Raw genomic sequence first — 25,275 nt, 5'->3', positions numbered from 1 at the left:
GAAAATAATCTCATTTTAACCCCTCATTTTTCAACCCGCGCACCATCCGGGTTTTGTTTTTATAGACGCGGTTTCAACCGCCCGGTCTTCTACAATTTTATCGCGTCCAAGCCAGCCATTTATTGAACAAATTTTTCACAAATGGAGTCAAGCGAGTGCGATTGTAAGCATCTCCAGCTTTCCGAATTGCTTCGGCTTGCGTCGGATACGGGTGAATTGTGCTAGCAATCTTTCCTAAACCAATATTGTTAACCATTGCCAAAGTAATCTCGCTGATCATATCGCCAGCGTGTCGTGCTACAATAGTTGCACCTAATATTTTGTCGCTGCCTTTCTTGACGTGGATTTTCACAAATCCTTCTTCTTCGCCGTCAATAATTGCCCGATCGACTTTATCGAAAGGAATTAAAAATGTATCGATATCAATGCCTTTTTCCTTAGCCTCGCGATCGCCCATTCCGACACGCGCCACTTCCGGATCTGTATAAGTACACCAAGGTATCGTCAAAGCGCTGAGCTTTTTGCGCCCGAAAAATAGAGTGTTTTGAATCACCATTCTGGCGGCAAAATCAGCAGCGTGAGTAAATTTATGCTTCATGCAAATGTCCCCTGCGGCATAAATGCGGGGATTGGTAGTTTGCAAATTGTCATTGACAAATACGCCTTTTTGTGTATCGTATTCTACGCCTACAGCTTCCAGATTCAATCCTTCCACGTTTGGCGATCGCCCCACACTCACAATAATTTCATCTACCGTTACCGACGCTTCTTTACCTTGAGATTGATAATAAACCACTTTGCCTGCATTTGTTTGCTCAACGCGGTCTATTTTTGATTCTAGTATTAGTTGAATGCCTTCCCTGACAAAAGCCTGCTGCACAATTGTCGCAGCATCCGCATCTTCCTTGTCCAAAATGTGAGCATTCTTGTGTAATAATACGACTTCCGAGCCCAGTCTGCGGAAGGCTTGAGCCAATTCGCAGCCGATCGCCCCAGCGCCAATTAGGGCCAAACGCTGAGGCTTTTGAGTGAGGTTAAATACAGTTTCATTTGTCAGATATCCAGCTTCCTGTAAGCCGGGAATTTGGGGTTGTCGCGCCCTTGCACCTGTGGCAATTACTGCTTTTTTAAAGCGCAGAGTTTGACCTGCAACTTCTATGGTAGAATTGCTAGTGAAACTACCGGAACCTAAGAAAACATCGACTCCTAATTTGTGCTGGTAGCGATCGACAGAATCAACATCGCTGATTCCGGATCTAATCCGGCGCATCCGTTCCATGACTGCGGGAAAATCCACTTCTGGATTGTTAGAAACATTAACGCCAAATTTACTCGCATTCCAGATATCGCCGACAGCGCGCGAGGATCGAATTAAACTTTTTGAAGGTACGCAACCGACATTCAAACAATCGCCACCCATCAAATGTTTTTCAATTAAAGCAACTTTTGCACCCAAACCAGCCGCCCCCGCCGCCACAATTAATCCGGCGGGCCCCGCGCCAATTACTACTAAGTTGTAACTGCTAGCTGGCTGCGGGTTTACCCAATCGGAGGGATGCAAATAGGAGACTAATTTTTGGTTGTATTCGTCCATCGGGGGGACTGTTATGCGATCGGCTTTTGACTGAGACATTAGCAAATTCTCCTAATTAAATAGTTTCATCCAAAGCTTGGCGAGCAATTTTAGTTATATATAAAGTTACTGCGACAGCAGCAGTAAAACCGATCAGATTTATCGACCATTTTACAGCTTCTGCTTGGGGATTTGTCGGTACAGTTCCCGTACCAATTGCAGCAATATCTCCTATCAATGAACCAGAGTAAACGTACATCAAAGTTCCCGGAATCATCCCGAAGGAACCTAACACGTAATCTTTTAAAGAAACCTGGGTAATTCCCAAGGCGTAATTCAATAGATTGAAGGGAAATAAAGGACAAAGGCGGGTTAAAAAGACTATTTTAAATCCTGATTTAGCAACGGCGCGATCGAGGGCTTTGAACTTAGGGTGAGCTTCCATGTATTTTACCACGCGATCGCGCGACAAGTATCGCCCGATCGCAAAAGCAAAGGTAGCCCCTAAAGTTGCTGCGACAAACACGTAGATGGAGCCCCACCACAGGCCAAACAGCACCCCGCCTCCGAGGGTAAGGGCGGAACCTGGTATAAAAAGTATAGTAGCTAAGTTGTAGGTAGCGATAAAGGCGATCGGGCCCCAAATGCCTAAATGCTCGATTTGGCTTAAAACAGTTCTTAAAAGTTGTTGAACGTAGGGAGATTTAGTTGCTACAATTAAGATGGGGATGCAAAGGGCGATCGACAAAAACAACAATTTGCGCTTAAAAGTTTCATTAATATAATTTTGATTTGGTTCTTGCGGCATAATTCACCCTTAAATAGATACCATAGGACTAAGGCAAACAATGTTGAAACGCGATCGTTTTACCAGTAAGGTGCGCGGCCCCTTCATAATATCGCGTCCGCTAGATTATCATAGCACAAACAGTTCGTAGTGCGGACTTTAATCTGCAGCTTGAGAGCGGACTGAAGTCCGCACTACGAACCTTGTTTATTGCGGCCAATCTACCGGACAGGATATAAGTCATATTATTTTTTGACTTTACTACAAAATAAATTAGCCATGACAGCAAAAACCGAACTTCCAATACCTGAATATTTTGATACCAAAAAAATTAGCGAAGTCTGGCGCGTTCCCTATCAAGAACGCGCACGTGAAGCTAAAGCATGGGCTGATAAATACAGCATTCAGCCCGCTGCTACAGACAAAAAACAAATTTGTTTGCTGATAATTGACGCTCAAAATACCTTTTGCTTGCCAGAATTTGAACTATTTGTAGGCGGGCGTTCTGGTAGCGGCGCTGTTGATGATAACCTGCGGTTATGCAAATTTATTTATCGCAATTTAAACTCAATTACCACCATTGCGCCGACAATGGATACCCACACCGCAATGCAAATTTTTCATCCGATTTTTTGGATAGATGATGCAGGCGAACATCCCCTTCCAGCCGCCACATTAATTACGCTGGAAGATGTGCAAAAAGGTATCTGGAAAGTAAACCCAGCAGTCGCTGACAGCATTGCGGGAGGGAATTATTTGGCACTGCAAAAACACTGCCTTCACTACGTGCAGAAACTCAGCAATGATGGCAAATATCCCTTGACAATTTGGCCTTATCATTCAATGTTGGGCGGCATCGGACACGCCCTGGTTTCCGCTGTGGAAGAAGCGATATTTTTTCATAGTATGGCGCGCAATAGTCAAGCACTTTTTGAGATTAAAGGCGGCAATCCCTTAACTGAAAACTATTCGGTTTTGCGGCCGGAAGTCTTGGATGGGCCCGATGGGGTTTCTATTGCTGAAAAAAATGCTAAGTTTATTGATAAGTTGCTCGGTTTTGATGCGGTAATTATTGCGGGACAAGCGAAGAGTCATTGCGTTGCTTGGACGATTGATGATTTGTTGACGGAAATTTTGGCGCGAGATGTGCAGTTAGCTAAGAAAGTTTATTTGTTGGAAGATTGCACTTCGCCGGTGGTTGTTCCGGGTGTTGTTGATTTTACGGAAGCAGCAGATGCGGCTTTTTTAAGATTCGCAGGGGCGGGGATGAATGTGGTTCAATCTACTCAGTCAATTGATACTTGGCTAGATATTTCTAATTCCTAGGGTGCGCCGAAGAATACCTCACACAAAATCCCTTGGGTGCGGAATGGACACCTTACACCAAATGCGTTGTTAGCTTCTTTGTGAGGTACAATAAAGATAAGTTAACAAGAAGCTTTAACTATGACTTCAGTATCCAATGAGCCATCGGCTATTATCCGTACAGAGCGTGGATTGACGATCGCAGGTACGCGCATCACTCTTTACGATGTGATGGATTATGTAACCGCGCAATATCCGCCTAAATTTATTCGTTCCTTGTTTGATTTAACAGAGGAGCAAATTAATGCAGCCCTCTTCTACATAGATACACATTGGGCCGAAGTTGACGCATAATAGCAAGTTGTCCTCAAGGAAAGTGAGGAACTTCGACAATATTACCAAGAGGAAAATCGCGAGTTCTTTGCCCGCATTGCCACTCTGCCACGACCAGGGTTGGAAGCCGCCTGGGAAAAACTTCCAGCATCGAAGGCACGTCACCAAATCCACTCATGATTTTTTGGTTAAATGTAGTTAAATCAATAATTTCTAGTCAGCCTTAAGTTTGTTCTCCAAATCCTCAATCTCCCGATCGAGTTGCGTTCTTTCTAATTCGGCTTTCTCAATTTGCTTTTTTAACTCAAACTTTTGAGCAGTTTCGGATGCGATCGCTGAATTTTCTCGTAAAACAGCTATCTTTTCACTTAACACATCATACTGCTTCTGGAGGCTATCGAGTTGTTGTTGGATACGCTGATGTTTTCTTGCTGTGACAGTTTCTTTACTTACTCGCTCAGGATTTGTCTTCTGTTTAGTCTCGATGCCTAAGATGTCTAACCATTCTTCGGTAGTTATAGGATTTTCAACTGCTTCAACAGCAAGAGGATTGATCACATTTTCGACAAGCAGGTGCTTCTCGGCTAACTTCTTCTTAATACGTTTCTCAATGGTATCTTTCATCCAAAAACTGTACACTGTCAGATGCTTTGTTTGTCCAATTCGGTGTGCACGATCTTCCGCATTCTGCATTTGTGCAGGATTCCAGGGATGATCGAAATGAATTACATAGGAAGCTTCTGTCAAAGTCACGCCGAAACCCACCGACTTAATTGTAGCGAGGAAAACATTGACATCTGGCTTATTGCGAAAATCACTTATCACTTGATTGCGTTCCCGATCAGACATTCCACCTTTATACAAAACAAAGCGAATCCCTTGTTTGTCTAATATTTTTGCTAGTTTATCAACCCCTTCTTCAACATACTGAGAAAAGATAAGTACCTTCTGATTATTAGCTACTATTATTTCAAGATATTCAATTAATTGTTCCGTCTTTGGACTTTCATCTTTCCCTTCAGCAAAATTACAAATCTGCTTCAACTTTGCTATAAGCGCAAAAATGTGAGTTTGAACTTGACTGTTGTTACCCAAAGAATTTTTAATATCTAGACGACCTGCATTCAGAGCATTATTGTAAGCCTTACGTTGTTCTGCATCTAAATCCAACCATTTTTCTTGATGATTTTTATCAGGCAAATCCTTTAAGACATCCTGCTTTAATCGGCGAAGCATATAAGGCTTTATGGTGTCTTTTATTTCTTGATTTGAATAATTAACACTAGATTGAAAAAAGCCGGGTTCAAGAAATTCAAAAAGTGATTTAACATCTTCAACACTATTTTCAATTGGTGTACCAGTTAATGCCCATCGATATTGGGCTTGTAATTGACGAACTGCTTTAGAACGCCCAGAATTTTTATTTTTTACATTCTGCGCTTCATCTAAAGCAACAAAATCAAATTTATTTGAATCAGTTAATAAACCATCGGATAAATCATTACGGATAGTATCATAGGTTGTAATATACACATGAACAGGAGTTTCCCAAGCTAGTTTTCGGTGTTGCTTACTGCCTCTAATAACCGTTGTCAAAAGTTCTGGCGCCCAAAGGTATAAATGTCCTATCCATCCTTCGGGTTTTTCAGTTTCAATGCTTATTGCAACGCTACCAATTACGGCAGGAGGGCAAACAATTAATGCAGATTTAATTTTTCCTGTCCTGAAAAGAAGACGTATTGCATTTACTGTCTGCACGGTTTTACCAGTGCCCATTTCGTCCGCTAGTAAGGCTGATGATTTATCTACTAACCAGCCAATTCCTTCCTGTTGATATCCTCGTAAAGGTTGATATAAATCAAGCTCACCAGGAAAATTAAATAATAAAGGTGGTTGTAGTAAGGGCTTTAATAAATCCCAAACATCTACCTGTTTGGTCAGAGAATAGTCTTTTTGAGCCTGCTCGATTAAACGAAGTTTTTCATCATCTCCAAGATTTGAAAGATTTCTTCTAAGCTGTTGAGTCTCGTCTTCAAATGCTTTTCCTTTTGGTTTTTCTGCTTCTAGGGGTTGAAATAAGTTTCCTGAAATGGATGTCTGATTAATTGGGTAATTATATTCAAAACTGTCTGGTTGAGGAATGAATTCTACTAAGTTGGTAGATGTCCAATTTTTAACACTAAATAAATCTGTGCGATCGAAAGTATTGGAACGAGGAATAAATAAACTTTCGGCAATCTCAAAGTTGCTAGGAGTCTGAAGTGGCTCACTTATTTCAAAGACTGATGGAAAAACAGGCAAAAGATTTTCAGAAATTTTTACTTTTGAAATAATTAGGCACAAATTATCTGAAATCTGGGGAATAGTTATCCGAAAACTTTGCGTGCGAGTCTCCGGTAGATCCATTACCCATTCTTTTATCAGATAGCAAGTAGGTTTTTTAACTCCAGATGTTGTCTTGGTTATATGTTTTGAAATACTTCGTATCAGTAGCATAGGGATTACTCTCCAAGCTTCTGATTATGCACTTCCTGACACGCTATGGCATTACGGGAAAATGGCTCTAGTAGATCTCTACGAGAATATATTGACTCCAGTTGCTCTCGTATGCTGCTTAGCTCTTTGCTAAACTTATCTGTAGTTTTCAGGATAAGAGGAGGATGACCTGAAACAGAATCTAATTGTTCCGTTGGATTGTTTTTGCCAAATTCCAGCTCATCTTCTTTCAAAATCAAAACAGTTGGAATCGTCTGTTTCGTGCTAATTCCCAGAAAAAGTGGGTCACGTACTAATAGGATTTGAGGCTTTTCCTTAAGTTGCTCTAGTAAGGGAACTGCTATAAGTTCTACGAGAATATGCTCATCCAGTAATTTCCCGTATAAGGTTTTCTGGAACAGAGTAGGGCGCACTGTAGCCGTGACTCGAAACTCCAATGGCTTTGTCTCACAATCAGCCACAAGTACCGCGCCTCGAATCGCTGCACCATCTTCAAAGCGATGACTGGAAATAAAGGCTATTTTGAGATCGTTCATATTTTTTGATAAATAACTAAAAAACAGGCTAGCTTTAAGCTTTATATACAGCGGTGATCAAAAACACATGAGATAAAGCTTCTGACAAAAAACGTTAGCTGGATGCTGCTGCGTCAGTATCATATTTACAAGAGTGCTTGCTCAACAGCATCAATTTCATCTCCTAAATGAGCTAATCTAGCCTCTTCTTCTAACAGTTGCTGTTCCACTTGGAACTTAACTGCTGTCGCAGTTTCAATCGCAAAGTCCGCCCGCATCCGTTTTACCTTCTCACTCCGTAAGTTCCACTCACCTTGCAAGCCATCTCGCTTCTGTTCCATTCGCCGTCTTTGTCCAGAATTTAGGCTTGTTGGTGCAGGAGTAAACTCAAGAGAAGGCGATTCGCCTGGTAGAAACTTACTGCCGCCTGAATAGTAGCAGAGGGGAAAGTTATCACCTAAGTCTAAAACTTTATTTACGAACGGATGTTGAGGGCCGGATGCTCGCTTAGGTACTTGGTCAAATAGGTAAATTAGGACATCAAGAATGCGAGCATAACTATCTTTATTGACGGCTGCCTTGCCTTGTAATGCTTCCAGTAGACAAGCAGTAAAAGCACTATAAGGATTACCTGTATAGGAATACTCGTCTTCTCTTGATGAAGCAACTACTACCCTACCACTGCCAGATCCCAATACATTCAACAGGTCAGGTGGCACCGGCGACTTGGTAAAACTTTTATCAACTTCCTTCTGTGCAGGAACACCTCCAGCGTGACAGCAATCTAGGAGAACAACAAGCTTACGAGCTTTAATCGCCTCAATCTTCTCAGTAAACTCTCTACCTGATATAGCTGTATCTGCTATTTTGCTACTGTTAAAGCCATAGGGTACTAGAAAATACTCAGATGAGCCATCTAAACTCTTTATTTGTCCCCCATGACCGGAATAATACACAATTACAGTCGCCTCCGGATTGTGACTAACTTGTTCAATCAGCCTGTCGAATGTAGCAAGAATTTGCTGCCGAGTGGCAGAAGTTTCGGTTAGGAGGGCAATTTGTTCTGTTGAGTAAGCAGCGCGACTGGGGTCGATCAGCACATTATATAGAGCAGTAGCATCTTTGACGGTGACGGGTAGATCAGCACCGATGCCAATAAGTAATGCGTAGCCGTTGGAGAAGGTTTGATTAGTCACGCTCTGTTTTAGTCAACTTATATAGGACTTAGGCATCCTTGGCAGAATTTTAGCTATTATAGCATTCATAGATAACTGTGATCCTATTTTAAGGGGTTTGAGAGAATCTATTCCTAAGTCCTGAACTACATGGGTGCAAGAAGGGTTTTCATGCCCTGAGCTATTGAGAATTGAGCGATCGCAGTCCTATCTGTGATGTTTGCCATTTTAAACCTAACCTACGAACAGCAGCAAATGTTGATTAAAATTCTCCCAAACTGTCACCGCGAAAATCGCCGTGTAGAAATAGCTGCGGATTCCCAAAAAACCTTTGCTGATTTTCGTACAGGCAAATTTCGACAGCAGTCAGCCGAGGATGTCATTGCAGCTTTGCGCCAGTCTTTATTAATTGAGTAATCGGCTCTAACTAACCGAAAAAAGTCTCTCTTTTTCTCTTCCTCTGTGTTCTTTGTGTTCTCTGCGGTTCATTAATTCTTCTAATAACTATTTGCTAGCGAATCTAAGCGTAACTATTGTATAAGGTGCGTCGCTAGGAGATTGTCGATTTTTATTGGAAATTGTCCAGGGCGACACACCCTACAGCTTGATCTATTTCCCATCCAATCTCGGTACGCCTTCCAAAAAAGGGCCGCTCAACATTAATTCAGTCATCCTATCTAATTTGCCGCTGACTTTCATTTTTTTATCGGTTTTAAATCGCTTAATGTCTGCTTTTAAATTGCCGCTATTATATCCTAATTTAGTCAAATAATCGATCGCCTGTTTGTCACTTAACAAGATATCGGCAGACCGAAAAATCGGCACGTATTCATTCCGCCAAACATAAGCAAAAGTTGCTCTGTCTAAATAGAAAATCTTGCCCCGCGCCGGGTCTCCAATGGCTGCTACACTGTCGTTTATTCCCAGCAAAGCCACGGCGTGCGGCAACTTTCGAGGGCCGTCAAACAGCCAAACTGCTAGCACTCCGGGGCGATTAATTTGCTGAATTTGCTCCCAACTGGGCGCTAGTTCGATCGCATTTACACCCAACCCCCTCGCTGCTACAATCAACTGTGGCATCGAAGTACCCAAGCGACTCGTACCCGCCAAACGCGCCACACTCGATTCCGTCGCCTCGATTCCCCAACGCCTCAACACGGTTGCTAGCGCCGCCGGTGCACAACTACTGTTAGATGTTTGCCGAAACACACCGTTTGGCTGCAAGTTGTCCACTAAATCATCATAAATTGGCGCCAGAAAATAGGCTTCAGCGCTGGTAAATCCGCCCAATCCCAGCAAGCAAATTAAGATGACTGCAACTACTTGCGATCGCGCCGTCAACCAACTTATACTAAACCCAATACCACAAACTCCCATCAACATCACCCTGAGCAAAGTCCAAGTAACTCGCATTCCGTGCACGCGCCACTCGATCGGCAAAGCTGGGATTTGCGGCAGATTTAAAGCCAGCAGCAGCAACCCAACATACAAACCCAAAAACAGCAGGGCGATCGAATTGTGCCCCTTAAACAGATCGTTAGCCGTCACACCCGATCGAACTAACATCCTCCCGAATCGCATTCCCCAGACAAACAGCGCCGAACCCAGCAGCAGCGTTACCACTATTTCCATGAGATCAAAATTTTGTTGCTTAACTAGGTTTTAACACGCTGTGGGTTCGATCGTCCGTGGCGCAGTCGCAAAGTGGGAAAATTGCCAGGAAACTGTAAAATAAACAACACTTTAAATAGTGCGAGCATCCCCGCTGGCTTGCTTATAGAACCAAGCGAGCGGAGACGCTCGCACTGTAAAAAAAATGCTTTTTGCAAAAAAGAAATGCTCCCTTAAAATTTGCCATCTGTCAAGCAGTCTAGTAACTCTTTTTACCAGTTCTACAAACTCCCCAAAAAAGATTTAGCACCGCAAAAAAAATCCCAAATCGATCGCCAAAACAGACACATTTTTTGTAAAATAGATGGAAATCAAAACCCATTCAAAGATAGTCTGGGAGTCGGTCTACAAAAACCTGCTTAAATCCATCAGCTTCATTCTCCCCGTCAACGGCGGAGAATCGATGACAATTTTGCTCAGCACCCTCCTCGGCCGAGATTTGCCGATTTTGTCGCTGCAAATCCTCTGGTTGAATATGCTCAACTCAATCACCATGACTGTACCGCTCGCTTTTGAACCCAAGTCTCCGGGGGTGATGCAACAGCAGCCGCGGCCAGTTAACGAACCTTTCCTGACTGAAAGTCGGATCAAACGAATCTTGGCAATTTCTTTGTACAACTGGACGATAATTTTCGGAATGTTTGAATGGGTGCGCCAATCGGATTGGGGAACTTTGCCGCTAGCCCGGACAATGGCAATTCAAGCTTTGGTAATGGCGAGAATTTTTTACCTGTTGAGTCTCAGCCAGTTGCTACCTTCTTTGATGGCTAAATTTAACGGCTCGAAGGAAAAATTTAGCGGCGCTCCTGCCCTGGCTGCGAGCATTGCTGCGGCTGTGATTTTGCAGGTGATTTTTGCTAATTCTCCGTTTATCAATCAAATATTCCAGACGGCTCCGATGAATCTCAGTCAGTGGCTGATTTGCTTCGTTATCGCGCTACCTGCGATCGGTGTTGCGCTTTCTGTCAACCGTTTTGATCCGCCTAATTAATAGGATTCGGCATTCAGGAGTCGATCGATATTTTATTTCTTAGTCGTGGACGCAGAAACCGGGTTTTTTAAGCAAATATTGGATTGTAGCCTTTAACATCGGTGAAAAACCCGGTTTCTTTGGTATTGATGGGTGCAGGACTGTTTCTGTTTTCGATCCCTCCCACAGACAATTAAATACTTGACAATCGTCAGTTTTGAGTGTTTTGCAGGGAACCTGTCTCTCAGCAAAACATTAAAAACTTTATTTTTTTATCATATAAGTGTGCCTCCACGAGCGATCGCTCGATCGGGAGATTCTCCACCCGCCTTTTAACATTTTATGTAATTATTGTCAATATACTCAAAGAATGATATTTGTACACTCATTCAAAAAAATGAGAATGCTTGCAGGGGGAAAAATGCCCAAAAGCTTACACCTCAAGCTTTTGGTGAAATATTGGCGAGCGGTGAAAGAATCCAGCAACACCAAGCACTACTTAATAAAACGCAACATTCTACAACATATACTTATCAGTTAAATTTAATATTTGTTTTATAATTACAGCAAGAGTACGGTAAACTGAATGATTAAGCCAAGAAAACGTGGAGCTCGCTGTTGGCGAGTTAACACAACTTGGTCGATCGCAATATCAAGTTAATCAAAAGTGTAAAATCAGCAGGGATATTTGAAAGACTTATGCTAGCAATAAATCTTTCGATCCCTCCTGCTTTCCGTGCGCTCAAAATAGTTCGCTAATTGGCCTTTAGCAAACAGCAAAAAAGCGCTTTGATAAACTTCAGTGATGTCGTTACAGAAGATTTATGAATAGGAGCGAAGTTAGGCTATGACAAAATTTTCAGAGCAATTTTCCCGGCGTAAATTTATTGTTACCGCAGGTGCATCTGCCGTCAGTACAATACTCCTCAAAGGCTGTTTGGGAAATCCCCCAGAACCCGGTGCTACAGCAGGTGCCGGCGGCAGCACTAATGCCGGTAGCGGGACAGTACCTGCGGCCACATCAGCAGTTGCTGTTGCCAACGAAAAAAGAGTAGAGGGCATCGAAACTACAAAAGTTATCTTGGGATATATCCCGATCGTCGAAGCAGCAGCTTTAATTATTGCCAAAGAAAAAGGCTTTTTTGCCAAGTATGGCATGACCGAAGTGGAAGTCGCCAAACAAGCCAACTGGGGTTCGGCTAGAGACAACTTAGAAATCGGATCTGCCGGCGGCGGTATTGATGGAGGCCAGTGGCAAATGCCCATGCCTTATCAAATTAGTGAAGGTCTGATCACCAAAGGTAGCGTCAAAATTCCGATGTATGTTCTAGCCCAGTTGAACACTCAGGGAAATGGAATTGCGATCGCCGGAAAACACAAAGGCAAAGGCATCGGGCTCAAACTAGACCAAGCGGCCCAAGACTACATGAAAGGCCTCAAAAAAGCAGGCACGCCCTTCAAAGCAGCCTACACCTTTCCCAAGGCCAACCAAGATTTTTGGATTCGCTACTGGCTAGCAGCTAACGGCATCGATCCCGACACAGAAGCCGAGTTGCTAACAGTACCGTCAGCCCAAACCGTAGCCAACATGAAAACCGGCAGCATGGACGGTTTCAGTACCGGCGACCCCTGGCCCCTGCGGATCGTCCAAGAGGACATCGGCTTCATGTCCGCCCTCACAGCCCAAATCTGGAAAGATCACCCCGAAGAGTATCTAGCTATGCGCAGCGACTGGGTAGACAAACATCCCAAAGCCAGCGAAGCCATGCTAGCAGGACTGATCGAAGCGCAGCAATGGTGCGACAAACCAGAAAATCGCCCCGAATTAGTTGCCATTACTTCTGGCAGAAACTACTTTGACGTACCTCCGGCAGTTTTGACACCTCCCTACCAGGGCAAGTACATGATGGGTGACGGCCAACCAGAGATCGACGATTTCAAAATGAGCCCGCTGTACTGGAAAGACGACCTCGGCAACGTTTCCTATCCTTATAAGAGTCACGATTTGTGGTTTTTAACCGAAAGCGTGCGCTGGGGTTTCTTGCCAACTAACACCTTGGTAGATTCTAAGACAATTATCGGCAAAGTCAACCGCGAAGATTTGTGGAAAGCCGCAGCAAAATTGGCTGGAGTTACTGATGCTGACATTCCCAAAAGTACGTCTCGTGGCATTGAAAAGTTCTTTGATGGCAAAGAATTTAACCCGGAAAAGCCAGAAGATTACCTCAAGAGTTTGACCTTTAAAAAAGTTTGATGGGGTATTAACTTCCCATAATTTAGTCTCGAATTTTACGGTCAAAAAAATAGCGCAAACACAGGAGATTAATAGGATGGCTGTAAGTACAAATCGAAGGGACAGAGGCGCAGCGCAAGGAGCGTTTGGCGAGTTTTGGAAGAAGCATTCACCAAATATTTTACCGCCAATTTTAGGAGTTTTGGGGTTTCTGTTAGTTTGGCAATTCCTGTCGAGCACGCAACTGATCAAACTGCCGGGCCCGACCAGCGTTTGGACTGACGAACGGACGCGGGTATTGTTGCTGTATCCTTTCATGAATTCCAAAACCTACGGAATCGGCTTGTTTTGGCAAACTATGGCTAGTTTGGAACGGGTGGCAAAAGGCTACACTCTCGCCGCTGCGGTGGGAATTGCTGGGGGTGTTTTGGTCGGTACAAATCCGTTGCTGAACAAGGCTTTAGACCCGATTTTTCAGTTTTTGCGGATGGTTGCGCCTCTGGCTTGGGTGCCGATCGCCCTGGCTGCACTTCAACAAAACGAACCTGCTGCTTTGTTCGTGATTTTTATCACCGCAGTTTGGCCGATTTTGATCAACACCGCTGAAGGTGTCCGCCAAATTCCCGACGATTACAACAACGTAGCGAAAGTGCTGCAACTGACTCGGAAAGAGTATTATTTGAATATTTTGTTTCCGTCGGCACTTCCCTACATCTTTACCGGATTGAGAATTGCGATCGGGCTGGCTTGGCTGGCGATTATTGCAGCGGAAATTGTGATGTCGGGGATTGTTGGTATCGGCTTCTTTATTTGGAACGCTTACCAGCAAAACTACATCAGCGAAATTCTGTTAGCGGTGTTCTACATTGGGGCTGTTGGTTTGATACTCGATCGCATGATGGCTTGGTTGCAACACAAAATTGCTCCCTCTGAAGGCAAATAATTAACAGTTGACAGTTGGCAGTTGGCAGTTGGCAGTTGGCATTTGGCAGTTGGCAGTTGATATTTAACTGGTTCCCAGGCTGTGCCTGGGAACCAGTTAAACGAGTAGCAGAACTTCACTCCTCAGCCTTTTAAGAGGAATGAATTCCTCACTACGAACCAATATTGTTATTGCAGTTGGACGATAGGGATAATAGAACAGCTAACGGTCAACAGTCAACAATCAATAATCAAAAAAGCTAGGACAAACCTACAAAAAAAGGCAAGAAAATCATGTCTGTTTTGATTGCGGTAGAACAAGTCGGAAAAACATTTAATTTAACAGACGGGGGCACATACGTAGCCCTCAAAGGCATCGACTTAGAAATTAAAAAAGGAGAGTTTGTCTCCTTAGTCGGACACTCCGGCTGCGGCAAATCTACGCTGCTAAATATGGTGGCAGGTTTGGACTTGCCCACAGAAGGATTGGTGACGATCGACGGACAAAGAATCACCCAGCCGGGCCCCGATCGCATGGTAGTATTCCAAAACTATTCGCTGCTACCTTGGCGAACAGTCAGAGAAAACATTACCCTAGCCGTAGACTCGGTGATGAACGGCTTACCCAAAGCCGAACGCCTCGACATCATCCAAAAACACATCGAAATGGTGGGCTTGGGGCCCCACTCCGAGAAGCAACCGGCACTGCTATCGGGCGGACAAAAACAGCGCGTGGCGATCGCCCGTGCTCTAGCTTTGCGCCCCAAACTGTTACTCTTGGACGAACCCTTCGGCGCTTTGGATGCTTTGACTCGCGGCAACTTGCAAGAAAAGTTGATGGAAATTTGCCAAGAGTACGAAATCAGCGCCTTGATGGTAACGCACGACGTGGACGAAGCAGTGCTGTTGAGCGATCGCATCGTCATGCTCACCAACGGCCCTGAATCGAAGATTGGCGGCATCCTGGAAGTAGACATCCCCCGCCCCCGCAAACGCATGGAAGTAGTCACGCACCCCAGCTACTACGCCCTGCGGAGCGAAATGATTTACTTCCTCAACCAGCAGAAACGAGTCAAAAAACTGCGGGCGCGCAAAGTACCGGCGATCGCCCGCCACGGCCTAGAAAAAGTCAACCTCGAACTCGGCTTCATCCCCCTCGCCGCCTGCGCTCCCCTCGCCGTCGCCAAAGAAAAAGGCTTATTTGCCAAACACGGACTCGATGAAGTCCACCTCGTGCGGGAAACAAGCTGGCGCGGCATCGTAGACGGCATCGCAGCAGGCTACTTAGACGCAGCCCAAATGCCCTCTGGGATGGCAATGTGGTTGACATTAGGAGGCCACCAAAACAAGCCAATACCAACCGTTACAGCCCTCACCATGAGCCGCAACGGCAACGCTATTACCCTCGCACGACGCTTTTACGACCAAGGAATCTACAATCTGGCAGATTTCAAAGAAATGCTCCGCAGAACACCCGCGCAAACGCACCGCCTGGGAATCGTTCACCCTTCTTCGATGCACAACCTACTGCTGCGCTACTGGCTAGCTTCCGGCGGCATTGATCCGGATCATGATGTTGTGCTGAAAAATCTCCCACCAGCTCAAATGATCGTGGACTTGCAAGGCGGCACCATTGACGGTTTCTGCGTCGGCGAACCTTGGAATTTGCGGGCCTCGATGGAAGGAGTCGGCTTTACGGTAGCTACAGATTTGGAACTGTGGCCCGGACACCCAGGCAAAATTTTGGGGGTGCGGGAAGACTGGGCAAATGCCTATCCCAACACTCACATTGCTCTGCTCAAAGCTTTGCTGGAAGCTTCTCAATACTGCGCCGATCCAAATCATGCCGAAGAAGTTTCCGAAATTGTGTCGGGACGGGAATATGTCGCCACGGATAAGAGTTACATTCAACTTGGCGATCCTAATTCTTCTGCTTGTAACCTCGATACTCCGATGCGGGAATACGCCCACCACTTGTTCTATGGAGACTCCGTGAACCATCCGAGCCGCACTGAACAGTTGTGGCACATGGTGCAGATGGCACGTTGGGGCGATACTGTGTTCCCGCGCAACTGGGTGGAAGTTTTGGAACGTGTGGTGCGGGTTGGCCCGTTCAGCACGGCCGCGCGAGAGTTGGGAATGTCTGATATTACTCATACTCGTGGTTCTCTTCGCTTGTTTGATGGCACGGTGTTTAGTGGTGATGATCCGATCGGCTATCTCAACAATCTGGAAATCAAACGTGATTTCACGATGGCCCAAGTCATCCTCGATTCCGGCCGCAGAGCTGCTTAAAATCTGTTTGTGTCCGCGCCGGTGGACTCCTTTCCACCGGCCCAATGTCTAATGGTGATCTGCGAGTTTTGAAGTATCGAAAGGTGAAGAAATTGCTTAGTTATCGATCGCCCCTGTCCGAGACTTATCAACTCAGAAGTCAGAGAAGAGTAACCAGAAATCAAAGCGATTGATTGCATTGTTGAGAGTGAAGGGGCACAATTATATAATTGATGCAAAAGTCTTCCAATTTAAACTCAATACTCAAAACATACAGGGAACTTGCAAATCTACAGTCTCAACTCGCAGCTCATCACCATTCAAAATTCCACTATTTGCAATTGCCAATAACCCACTAACAAGTTCCTAAACCCATGCTCAAAACTACTGCGAACCAGATCGACACCAAAAAGCAAAGCAAGAAAACAAAAGATCGCCGCCAGCCTTTTTTGGTGATGGACAATGTTCATAAAGTATATCCAAACGGTTACAGAGCATTAGAAAATATTAACTTGACTGTAGCTGAGGGAGAGTTTATTACTCTGATCGGACACTCCGGTTGTGGTAAGTCAACACTATTAAATATGGTGTCGGGTTTTAGCCATCCCAGCGAGGGCACTGTGTCGATTAACGGGCAGCGGATCGAGAAGCCAGGCCCCGATCGCATGGTAGTGTTTCAGGGTTACGCTTTGTTGCCTTGGCGCACGGTATTTGAGAATGTTTATATTGCCGTTAACGCTGTATTTCCTGAGAAGTCGAAGGTCGAAAAAAATGCGATCGTCAACGAGCATTTGGCGATGGTGGGACTGACAGAAGCTGCTGAGAAAAGACCGCCGCAAATTTCCGGCGGTATGAAACAACGGGTGTCCATCGCCCGCGCTTTGGCAATTCGCCCCCAAGTGCTGATTTTGGACGAACCTTTCGGCGCTTTGGACGCAATTACCAAGGAGGAATTGCAGGAAGAGTTGCTGAAAATCTGGAACGATCACCGCTGTACGGTGTTGATGATTACTCACGATATTGACGAAGCGCTGTTTTTGGCCGATCGCCTGGTGATGATGACTAACGGCCCGTCAGCGACGATTGGGGAGGTTCTGGAGATTCCTTTTCCTCGTCCGCGCGATCGGGTACAAATGATGGAAGATCCGGAATATTACAATTTGCGGAACTACGCCCTAGACTTCCTCTTCCGCCGCTTTGCTCACGATGACGACGCTTAAACCCTTTGAGACTGGGGATTGCTGGAAAATTTAAGCCCCAGTATTTCCCCAATTCAGGACAACATCGCTGGGGGTGAGATGTGGCTGGTGCGATCCTCTTCGAGGGCTTCGCTAACGGGTAAACTGGAGCTTAATTGTTGAGGAATAAGTTTTTCCGGAAGATTCGGATCTTTTTTTCAGCTTTTACGTCAATCCGCTAAGAGACCCGATTGCCTAGCTGTCCATAAGCTGGCATGAATTTAGCTCACCTTTGACTGAAGGTGGGCTTCTTTCTTATGTTATTAACAATTTTTGTTAAATTGACGCTTGGTGCATTCCACCCTTTTAAGTGTCACAGGCCCAATCTTGATTAGTGTTTTATCGATTAAGGCGATCGCAAATGTCAGTAAATGAATGTCAGTAAATGTCAGTCTCCCAAATATTCTCAAGTTAAAATTCCATTTCTTTGATCAATCACCAGCTTCATTTGAGTTTAAAGCAGCGAATTTTATAATATCTTATTTTACCCGATCACTCGACCTGCAATCTGCTGTAAATCAATTAATTTTCAACCAATTAAACAACTCGGCTGCGGATAACTGCCAATTACCCAACACACTAAGAACAGGTAAAATATCCATATCTGATTTAACTTCAGGCAGTTGATTCGGCAGAAAAACTATTACTGATTTATCGCTATGATCGGCAAACCAACCCAATTTAGTGCCGTGATTGATCGAAAAAACAATTTTTTTAATCACCTGATTGGGAGATTGATCCGGTGACAGAATTTCAATTATCCAATCCGGTGCAACTTCAAAACGGTTGGCAATTTCCCCATCTGCATCAACAGGAATTCTCGACCACTCAAAAACAGCAATATCGGGAACGATTGAGCAATCCGCAAAAGTACAGCACAATTCTGGAAAAGCACAGGCTAATTTTGGGCGTTCCCCAACCTCAGAAATTGCCAACAATAACTCACTTTGAAGTTTGCTATGTTTTCCTTGCGGCATAGGTTTTTGATAAATTTTACCGTCGATGTACTCGCTTGCGGGTTTAGTTTCTGGCAACTGCAAGAACTCTGCCAGAGAAATCGTTAACTTGGCTGCAACTACCATAAATCAGGGTTCCTGAAATCATCCTAATGAACTAACAATCGGAAAATATATTTCTGCTGCTTCTATTTCAAGTTTGCACCGAAAACTCCTCTGAGTCAATATCCCAATTTACCCAGCGAATTGCCTCTTTAGCAGATGTCACATCTGGCGGAACTCGCAAAACATGAATGTGTCCCGTGCTCGGACAAATCATTTTTAACAGATAAATATCTTCTTTTTTCGGAGCATCATCATCGTCCTCGAAATCATCAGGATCGAAGCCATCAATATCAGCATCAATTTTGAGCAGCGTGTATTCTTTCCAGCAATCTAACTCTATTGCTTGCAGTTCGGAGCAAATTCTAGCATAACCAATTCCCTGAATTAATACTCGTCTTAATTCAGCATTTTTTTCTTCTAAAAGCCATTGTGCTTGCCACAGATTGGGGTGAATTTGTCCGTATTTTTCAGGCAATGTCACACCGTGATAGGAATAGATTTTGTAACCGTCGGGAAATTCCAGTGCAGGTTCTCCTTCTGCGTGGAGGCGGTACTCGCTGTCAAGGCGAAGCTGACAAGGGCGCGAGCACACAATGCAGGTATCATCTAACAAAATAATCCAGCCGCATTCTGCTAAAAGCTGGTTCAGACATTCAAAAAATTTCTGTAATTCTGGTTTGAGAACAACACCCAAGCCAGAAACACAGAATTCAGCAACAGCGAGAGCCTCAACCAAGTATTTAGGAGTAAATATTGACTGTGAATATTTCCAATAGTCTAAAAAGTTTGAATTCAATTGTTGTTTTAGCTGTTCCTCCCATATACTTAACTCCGAAAGTTCTTGCCGCAATTCTGTTATCAAGAAAAAGGGGTGCAGCGCATCTTTTACCCGTTTTGTAAGTCGCTTTATCAAATCAGTGTCATTGGATCTTTTCAGCGGTATTTGTGCTACCCCTCCGTTGGGGCTACTGCAAAAAGTTATTTCAGAGGCTTTTAAACCCAGGATCTCGCAGACAGACTTAACGGCGGCTGCGACTTTGGGGTTAGAGATGGGTTCGGTAGAGTTGACGAGAGTTCCCCACTTTTGACGACACGCTTCGATGAGAGCCTTATGTTCAGGTTTAAAATTTACATTCAGAGAAGCCAAATTAGTCAGAGATTGCAGGGGTGTGATGTCTAATATTTGATTGTTGTACAGATACAGATGAGTCAAATTCGTGAGAGATTGCAGGGGTGTGATGTCTGATATTTGATTGTTGTGCAGATGCAGATCAGTCAAATTCGTGAGAGATTGCAGGGGTGTGATGTCTAATATTTGATTGTTGTACAGATACAGATAAGTCAAATTCGTGAGAGATTGCAGGGGTGTGATGTCTGATATTTGATTGTTGTGCAGATGCAGAGAAGTCAAATTCGTGAGAGATTGCAGGGGTGTGATGTCTGATATTTGATTGTTGTACAGATGCAGAGAAGTCAAATTAGTTAGAGATTGCAGGAGTGTGATGTCTGATATTTGATTGTTGGAGAGATACAGATGAGTCAAATTAGTCAGAGATTGCAGGGGTGTGATGTCTGATATTTGATTGTTGTACAGATACAGATCAGTCAAATTAGTCAGAGATTGCAGGGGTGTGATGTCTGATATTTGATTGTTGCTCAGATCCAGATCAGTCAAATTAGTCAGAGATTGCAGGGGTGTGATGTCTGATATTTGATTGTTGTACAGATCCAGATCAGTCAAATTAGTCAGAGATTGCAGGGGTGTGATGTCTGATATTTGATTGTTGTACAGATCCAACTTATTGCTACTTGACAGTATCTGGTTCGCTTCATAAATGTCAGAAATGCCAGCTTTTTTTAACAGCACCTCAACTGTATATCTTGCTGCTTCTGAAAGGCTGTCTTTGTGCAAGCACCAGTCGGCAAAGCTGCTGAAAGTTATCGATGGTTTTGGTTGTTGTTCAGACATAAAATTGTTGTAAATTAGGATAATATCAGACTAGGACTTACGCACGGGTGGCCAGAAACCGGGTTTTTACGAGATTATTCGCAGGCAGCCCGCAGATTAGGTAAAAAACCCGGTTTCTTGGATCTTGGTGAGTTGAGGATTGTACTTGTTAAACAGGGTTGGGGAGTTTCAAGTTTGCACGTTAAATTAGTCAGGCTCTATTCCCCAATTTACCCAGCGAATTGCCTGTTTAGCAGATGTCATATCAGGCGGCACTCGCAACGTATAAAGCAATCCCGTATTCAGAAAGCTCATTTTAACAAAAAACTGCTAAAGGACGCTCCAATGCGTCGTAATCGTCCTTAAAATCGATTTTTAACAGGGTATGTATTCCTGGCAAGTGTCTAATTTAGTGGCTGCTAGTTTTTGACAAATTCGATCGCACAAAATGACATCCAATGCTGTAAATGCCGTAGCGAAGCGGGGCGTAAGCCATCGCACAAGCACCCACTTTAATCATTTCCGCAGCGTGCGATCGATCGCGAAAAGTGGAAAGCGATCTCGCCCTCCACTTTTCGAGATAAACTGGAATCTGAACTTCTTGTGCTGACTAAGGTTTGTTAAACCTTAGTCTGCGACATACCGCCAACCTTGCGGCTCATATTCGCGCTGAATCCGCACCATCCAATTACCTTCAGGAATTGCGATCGCATGGTGTTCTTCGTGACTCAATAAAGCTGTCGGCGAAAGCACTCGCAAGTACAGAGTACCGTCTTTTTCGTACAGTTCAGCTTTCCCCTCAATAATCTGGTGAGAATGTCCCGTGACTTCACCTTCGGCGAGAGTTAGGTGAGGTTTCTTTTCTCCTGCGATTTGCGGTACCGGGGTGAGAATTACGTCGCCTTGTCGGATGGGTTGCATAGGTTTTTTGTAAATTTTGTTTTCTGGTGTCGATCGAGCTTTCGTACCACTATTATATACTACATTGGTAATACAGGAGCGTCAAGGGCGATCGTCCCGATCGCAAATATAATTTCGATTGAGTGAAAACTAAAAACTAAAAACTCACGACTAAGGACTAAGGAATAAGGACTAAGGACTAAGGACTAAGGAATATTATGCTTCAAATGCGGCAATAGAAACCCGATCGCGCCCTGCTGTTTTTGCCCGATAAAGCGCCTCATCGGCGATCGTAATTAACCCCGCCGGCTGCGACATCGGTGCCGGAATGCAGCAAGCCACACCCAAACTCAGCGTCACGTATTCGCTGACAGCAGACTTCGCGTGAAGTATCTGCAAACCCCGCACCTGTTGGCAGATAATTTCAGCTACGGAAGCCGCACCTTGAATATCCGTATTCGGCAAAACTATCACAAATTCTTCTCCACCATAACGCGCTACTAAATCAGCCGATCGCTTTAGCGATTTCTGGAGAACCTGCGCCACTTGCCGCAAACACTCATCCCCCGCTTGGTGGCCGTAAGTATCATTGTAAAATTTGAAATAATCAATATCGCACATAATCAAAGACAACGGTGCTTCTTCCCTTGCCAAGCGCCGCCATTCCGTATCTATATGTTCAGTAAAAGAGCGGCGATTTCTTACCTCAGTCAAACTATCATAAGTTGCCAAATACTGCAACGCTAGATTCACCTTTTCTAACTGTTCTTTCTGCTGCTGCAACTGACGGTTGAGGACTGTCAACTGCTGTTCGGCTGCGTGGGTTCTGAGCAAATTTCTTACCCTCGCCAACAGTTCCCTCTCGTCAAAAGGCTTGGAAATATAATCGTCAGCACCCGCATCCAAACCTTCAATCCGAGCTTCCATCCCAGATCGCGCTGTCAAAAAGATTACCGGAGTTGAACTCAATTCTGGCGTGTTCCGAATCTCCTTGAGCAAATCCAGTCCGTTTTGTCTCGGCATGATTTGGTCACTCAATATCAAATTTGGCAGCAAAATTTTTGCCTTTTCTAAACCTTCAACCCCGTCCATCGCCACGGCGACTCGATAGTAAGGATTCAATAAAATTTGGAGGTAAGCCAGCAGAAAATTATTGTCTTCAACTACCAGCAACAGCGGTAATTCTTGGCTGTCTGTTGTTGATTCTTCGCCATGATTATTGGTGTCGTCAAAGCAGTGAGAGTCCGACAGCCCCGCTGTGGGTGCGATCGCCCCGACATCTCCCGCGCCGTATTCAGTCAGTCCGGCCAATTGGACGATCGCACTTACCAACTGATTCGCGGACACCGGCTTCGACAAATGCCTCTGAAACCCCGCAGAGAGGGCCGAGGCGCAATCCTCCTCACGGACGCCTCCCGTCAGCGCCACCGCCGGCAGCAGTGCCCTGTGCTCGGACATTTCCATAGCTCTGACACGGCGGATCAAATCGCAGCCGTCTGTTTCCGGCACAGCCAGATCACTCACCAACACGTCTGGCCACGACTGTTCCAACTCGACCATCGCTTCGGCGGCGCTACCCACCGCTGTTACCTTGGCTCCAAATGCTTCCAGGCCAGTTTTGAAAAATTCCCGGCTCTCGGCGCTGCTGTCCACCACCAGCACTTGCTTTCCCGCTAGGGGTTGGGAAACCGATTCGGGTCTGCTTTCCATTTGGGCGATCGCAGGAGTGTGATCGCGCGAATTGTTGCTTTGAGCCATCGGTAGCTGCACCCCAAAGGTCGCCCCCTGAGCCAAGCCGGGACTCGCAGCCCAAACAGTTCCCCCGTGCAGTTCCACCAACTGCCGCACAATAGATAGTCCCAGACCTAGCCGGTTTTGTTCCTTGGCCTGGAAGCTATCTCCGGGGCGGAAGTAGTCAAAGATGTGGGGCAGAAATTTGGGGTCAATCCCGCAACCGCTGTCGCTGATCCGAATCAGCGCGCCCGACGGAGTAGGCTCGATCCGCACTTGAACCGGGTCTGGTGTCGATTCTGGGGTGAATTTGATCGCGTTGGTTAGGAGGTTCCCGACTATTTGCTGCAATCGGTCTACATCTGCCATAACGTAGCTGACGCCTGGGTAGAAGTGTGTTTCTACGCGGAGGTTTTTGGCCTCGGCGGCGGGGCGGAGGGTCTCGATCGCCGATTCGATGACAGACGGGAGGTGAACTCGGCCGATATTCAGGCGGACTTTCCCCCGCAGCAGCCGCGAGAGATCCAGGAGATTGTCTATTTGCCGATTTTGCAATTTGGCGTTGCGCTCGATGATTTCTAAAGCGCGGTTGGTGGTGGCTTCGTTTAACTTGCGCGATCGAGCTAGCTGCACCCATCCCAAAATCACGCTCAGGGGCGATCGCATTTCGTGGGACGCGATCGCCAAAAATTCGTCTTTTGCCCGGTTGGCTGCGGCTTGGGCTGCTTCTACGGCTTTGCGATGGGTGATGTCGAATCCGATCGCCAAATACTGACAGGGTTTTCCCTGCAAGTCCAACAGCGGAACTACTGATGCATACACCCAATAATCGCTACCATTCTTGGCTTGATTCTTAATTTCTCCTTGCCAAACTTCATTTTTGGCAACACTTGACAGCAGATTTTCGATTAATTCCGAAGACTTATATTCCGAATGGAGGATGCCAAAATGGTGACCGATTAACTCAGTACGCGAATAGTTAGAGATGCTGCAAAGTCGATCGCTGACGTAATTGATAATTCCTCGCGCATCTGTTCTCAGCGCCAGTGTCGATCGGTCGATCGCTCCTTTAAAATCTAAACCTTCTTGCAGGGACGAATCTACTTCTTTTGTGGTAGAAATTTGGTTTGGGCGATCGGGCGGGTTTGGTGGCTGGCGATCGACCCGATTATTACTCCACTGTTGGATTTCCATTGCTTCTATTTTCCCCTGACGGCTGACAGCTAATCTACTTGCATCCTGATTCATTATCGCTGTTTTTTTTACCTGCATCGGCTTGTGCCACATTTTATAGTTCTTCATTTTAATCTAAATTCCGCGCGCTGTACCCTTTCTGAAGTCATACCATTTGTGATTTTTAATTTTTGAATCAAGATTCAAAAAATTCTGCATACTTCCCAAATAATTTGCTAGTTTAGACTCATACAGTCGCGCTCTTGCGATCGATCGCACCTTCTGTTAAATTCTTTTATTCTACATCTTGACACCGCTGTAAATATTTTGTAATATAAATGTATTATGCCATATAATAAGAGAGCAGCCGAATTATTAAGGCACTCAATCAAGTAAAATTATGAACGATTCACGATTAATCAAAATCAGCAGATATCTCAGCAAACACCTGCGCCATGCGCCCTCACGCATCAACATTCAACTCGCGCCGGGGGGCTGGGTTTCTGTTAACGAACTCCTCAATGCCTGCCAAAAAAATAACTTCCCTGTTCAGCTTGCAGAACTCAAACAAGTAGTCGCGCAAAACGACAAACAGCGCTTTTCCTTCGATTCGACAGGCACTCTAATTCGTGCCAACCAAGGACACAGCGTAGATGTTGATTTGCAGTTAGAACCCGCTGTCACCCCAGATATTTTGTATCACGGAACAGGTAGCACTGCCGTCGAGTCTATTCTCAGTCAAGGAATTAACAAAATGTCACGGCATCACGTTCATTTGTCGGCGGACATTCAGACAGCTCGTAAAGTAGGTGCAAGACACGGCATCCCGGCAGTCTTTACCGTAGATGCCGCAGCAATGCAGCGTGACAGCCATACATTTTACTGCTCGGATAACAAAGTTTGGCTGGTAGATTTTGTGCCACCCAATTATCTAAAAATAAGTTGATCAATTCAGTATTCTTGTGAAAAAA

20 protein-coding genes are annotated in these 25,275 nt (G+C 45.0%); 9 read left to right on the top strand and 11 right to left on the bottom strand.

Features of this window, described 5'->3' with window-relative positions; translation table 11 throughout:
• Nucleotides 1-97: 97 nt before the first annotated feature.
• Both QUB66_RS10090 and QUB66_RS10085 read right to left on the bottom strand, forming a co-directional pair.
• Nucleotides 98-1,633, bottom strand: a complete 1,536-nt coding sequence (locus QUB66_RS10090; protein ID WP_332967492.1) for a mercuric reductase — start codon at nucleotides 1,631-1,633, stop codon at nucleotides 98-100.
• A gap of 16 nt (nucleotides 1,634-1,649) precedes the next feature.
• Nucleotides 1,650-2,381: a TVP38/TMEM64 family protein gene (locus QUB66_RS10085; protein WP_332967490.1), complete on the bottom strand. Its 732-nt coding sequence runs from the start codon at nucleotides 2,379-2,381 to the stop codon at nucleotides 1,650-1,652.
• A 258-nt stretch (nucleotides 2,382-2,639) separates the two neighbouring features.
• Here QUB66_RS10085 and QUB66_RS10080 point away from each other — a divergent pair, with 258 nt between their 5' ends.
• Complete coding sequence (locus QUB66_RS10080) at nucleotides 2,640-3,686, top strand: isochorismatase (protein WP_332967489.1); 1,047 nt, start codon at nucleotides 2,640-2,642, stop codon at nucleotides 3,684-3,686.
• Between the two features lie 120 nt (nucleotides 3,687-3,806).
• Nucleotides 3,807-4,019 carry a DUF433 domain-containing protein gene (locus tag QUB66_RS10075; RefSeq protein WP_332967488.1) on the top strand — a complete coding sequence of 71 codons (213 nt, stop codon included), beginning with the start codon at nucleotides 3,807-3,809 and terminating at the stop codon, nucleotides 4,017-4,019.
• Between the two features lie 13 nt (nucleotides 4,020-4,032).
• On the opposite strand, the gene QUB66_RS10070 is transcribed toward QUB66_RS10075, so the two are convergent.
• The 4 genes from QUB66_RS10070 to QUB66_RS10055 form a co-directional block, all read right to left on the bottom strand.
• Nucleotides 4,033-4,176, bottom strand: a complete 144-nt coding sequence (locus QUB66_RS10070; RefSeq protein WP_332967487.1) for a hypothetical protein — start codon at nucleotides 4,174-4,176, stop codon at nucleotides 4,033-4,035.
• 35 nt (nucleotides 4,177-4,211) lie between these two features.
• Complete coding sequence (locus tag QUB66_RS10065; protein WP_332967485.1) at nucleotides 4,212-6,494, bottom strand: DEAD/DEAH box helicase; 2,283 nt, start codon at nucleotides 6,492-6,494, stop codon at nucleotides 4,212-4,214.
• A 5-nt stretch (nucleotides 6,495-6,499) separates the two neighbouring features.
• A complete protein-coding gene (locus QUB66_RS10060) occupies nucleotides 6,500-7,030 on the bottom strand; it encodes a hypothetical protein (protein WP_332967484.1) in 531 nt (176 codons plus the stop codon).
• A gap of 125 nt (nucleotides 7,031-7,155) precedes the next feature.
• Nucleotides 7,156-8,205 carry a caspase family protein gene (locus QUB66_RS10055; RefSeq protein ID WP_332967483.1) on the bottom strand — a complete coding sequence of 350 codons (1,050 nt, stop codon included), beginning with the start codon at nucleotides 8,203-8,205 and terminating at the stop codon, nucleotides 7,156-7,158.
• Between the two features lie 195 nt (nucleotides 8,206-8,400).
• Here QUB66_RS10055 and QUB66_RS10050 point away from each other — a divergent pair, with 195 nt between their 5' ends.
• Entirely contained in the window at nucleotides 8,401-8,601 is a 201-nt protein-coding gene (locus QUB66_RS10050) for a hypothetical protein (protein WP_332967482.1), read from the top strand.
• Between the two features lie 192 nt (nucleotides 8,602-8,793).
• Here QUB66_RS10050 and QUB66_RS10045 read toward each other — a convergent pair whose 3' ends face one another.
• The gene (locus QUB66_RS10045; RefSeq protein WP_332967481.1) at nucleotides 8,794-9,816 is read right to left on the bottom strand and encodes a cysteine peptidase family C39 domain-containing protein; all 1,023 of its coding nucleotides are present in this window, start codon (nucleotides 9,814-9,816) and stop codon (nucleotides 8,794-8,796) included.
• Between the two features lie 343 nt (nucleotides 9,817-10,159).
• On the opposite strand from QUB66_RS10045, the gene QUB66_RS10040 reads away from it, so the two are divergent.
• The 5 genes from QUB66_RS10040 to QUB66_RS10020 all read left to right on the top strand — a co-directional run bounded on the left by QUB66_RS10040 (nucleotide 10,160) and on the right by QUB66_RS10020 (nucleotide 17,473).
• Nucleotides 10,160-10,846 carry a cation transporting ATPase C-terminal domain-containing protein gene (locus QUB66_RS10040; protein WP_332967480.1) on the top strand — a complete coding sequence of 229 codons (687 nt, stop codon included), beginning with the start codon at nucleotides 10,160-10,162 and terminating at the stop codon, nucleotides 10,844-10,846.
• 826 nt (nucleotides 10,847-11,672) lie between these two features.
• On the top strand, nucleotides 11,673-13,079 hold the full coding sequence (locus QUB66_RS10035) for a CmpA/NrtA family ABC transporter substrate-binding protein (protein WP_265238756.1): 1,407 nt from the start codon (nucleotides 11,673-11,675) through the stop codon (nucleotides 13,077-13,079).
• Between the two features lie 76 nt (nucleotides 13,080-13,155).
• Nucleotides 13,156-14,001 carry a nitrate ABC transporter permease gene (gene ntrB, locus QUB66_RS10030; protein ID WP_265238754.1) on the top strand — a complete coding sequence of 282 codons (846 nt, stop codon included), beginning with the start codon at nucleotides 13,156-13,158 and terminating at the stop codon, nucleotides 13,999-14,001.
• A 272-nt stretch (nucleotides 14,002-14,273) separates the two neighbouring features.
• A complete protein-coding gene (locus tag QUB66_RS10025; RefSeq protein ID WP_265238752.1) occupies nucleotides 14,274-16,274 on the top strand; it encodes an ABC transporter ATP-binding/substrate-binding protein in 2,001 nt (666 codons plus the stop codon).
• A 353-nt stretch (nucleotides 16,275-16,627) separates the two neighbouring features.
• Nucleotides 16,628-17,473: a nitrate ABC transporter ATP-binding protein gene (locus QUB66_RS10020; protein WP_265238751.1), complete on the top strand. Its 846-nt coding sequence runs from the start codon at nucleotides 16,628-16,630 to the stop codon at nucleotides 17,471-17,473.
• Nucleotides 17,474-18,009: 536 nt separating this feature from the next.
• Here QUB66_RS10020 and QUB66_RS10015 read toward each other — a convergent pair.
• From QUB66_RS10015 to QUB66_RS10000, 4 genes are all read right to left on the bottom strand, one after another.
• Nucleotides 18,010-18,573 carry a Uma2 family endonuclease gene (locus tag QUB66_RS10015; protein ID WP_265238750.1) on the bottom strand — a complete coding sequence of 188 codons (564 nt, stop codon included), beginning with the start codon at nucleotides 18,571-18,573 and terminating at the stop codon, nucleotides 18,010-18,012.
• Between the two features lie 67 nt (nucleotides 18,574-18,640).
• Nucleotides 18,641-20,521 carry a leucine-rich repeat domain-containing protein gene (locus QUB66_RS10010; RefSeq protein WP_332971232.1) on the bottom strand — a complete coding sequence of 627 codons (1,881 nt, stop codon included), beginning with the start codon at nucleotides 20,519-20,521 and terminating at the stop codon, nucleotides 18,641-18,643.
• Nucleotides 20,522-21,127: 606 nt separating this feature from the next.
• Nucleotides 21,128-21,421: a hypothetical protein gene (locus QUB66_RS10005; RefSeq protein WP_194068593.1), complete on the bottom strand. Its 294-nt coding sequence runs from the start codon at nucleotides 21,419-21,421 to the stop codon at nucleotides 21,128-21,130.
• 195 nt (nucleotides 21,422-21,616) lie between these two features.
• Nucleotides 21,617-24,433, bottom strand: a complete 2,817-nt coding sequence (locus QUB66_RS10000; protein ID WP_332967477.1) for a diguanylate cyclase domain-containing protein — start codon at nucleotides 24,431-24,433, stop codon at nucleotides 21,617-21,619.
• Between the two features lie 271 nt (nucleotides 24,434-24,704).
• Here QUB66_RS10000 and QUB66_RS09995 point away from each other — a divergent pair, with 271 nt between their 5' ends.
• Nucleotides 24,705-25,250 carry an RNA 2'-phosphotransferase gene (locus QUB66_RS09995; protein ID WP_332967476.1) on the top strand — a complete coding sequence of 182 codons (546 nt, stop codon included), beginning with the start codon at nucleotides 24,705-24,707 and terminating at the stop codon, nucleotides 25,248-25,250.
• The last annotated feature ends 25 nt before the right edge of the window (nucleotides 25,251-25,275 follow it).

This window comes from Microcoleus sp. A2-C3 (genome assembly GCF_036706065.1).
In the GTDB taxonomy this organism is placed as follows: domain Bacteria; phylum Cyanobacteriota; class Cyanobacteriia; order Cyanobacteriales; family Microcoleaceae; genus Microcoleus.
Note: the sequence above shows the minus strand (reverse complement) of the source record. Positions and strands in the feature narration are given on the sequence as shown.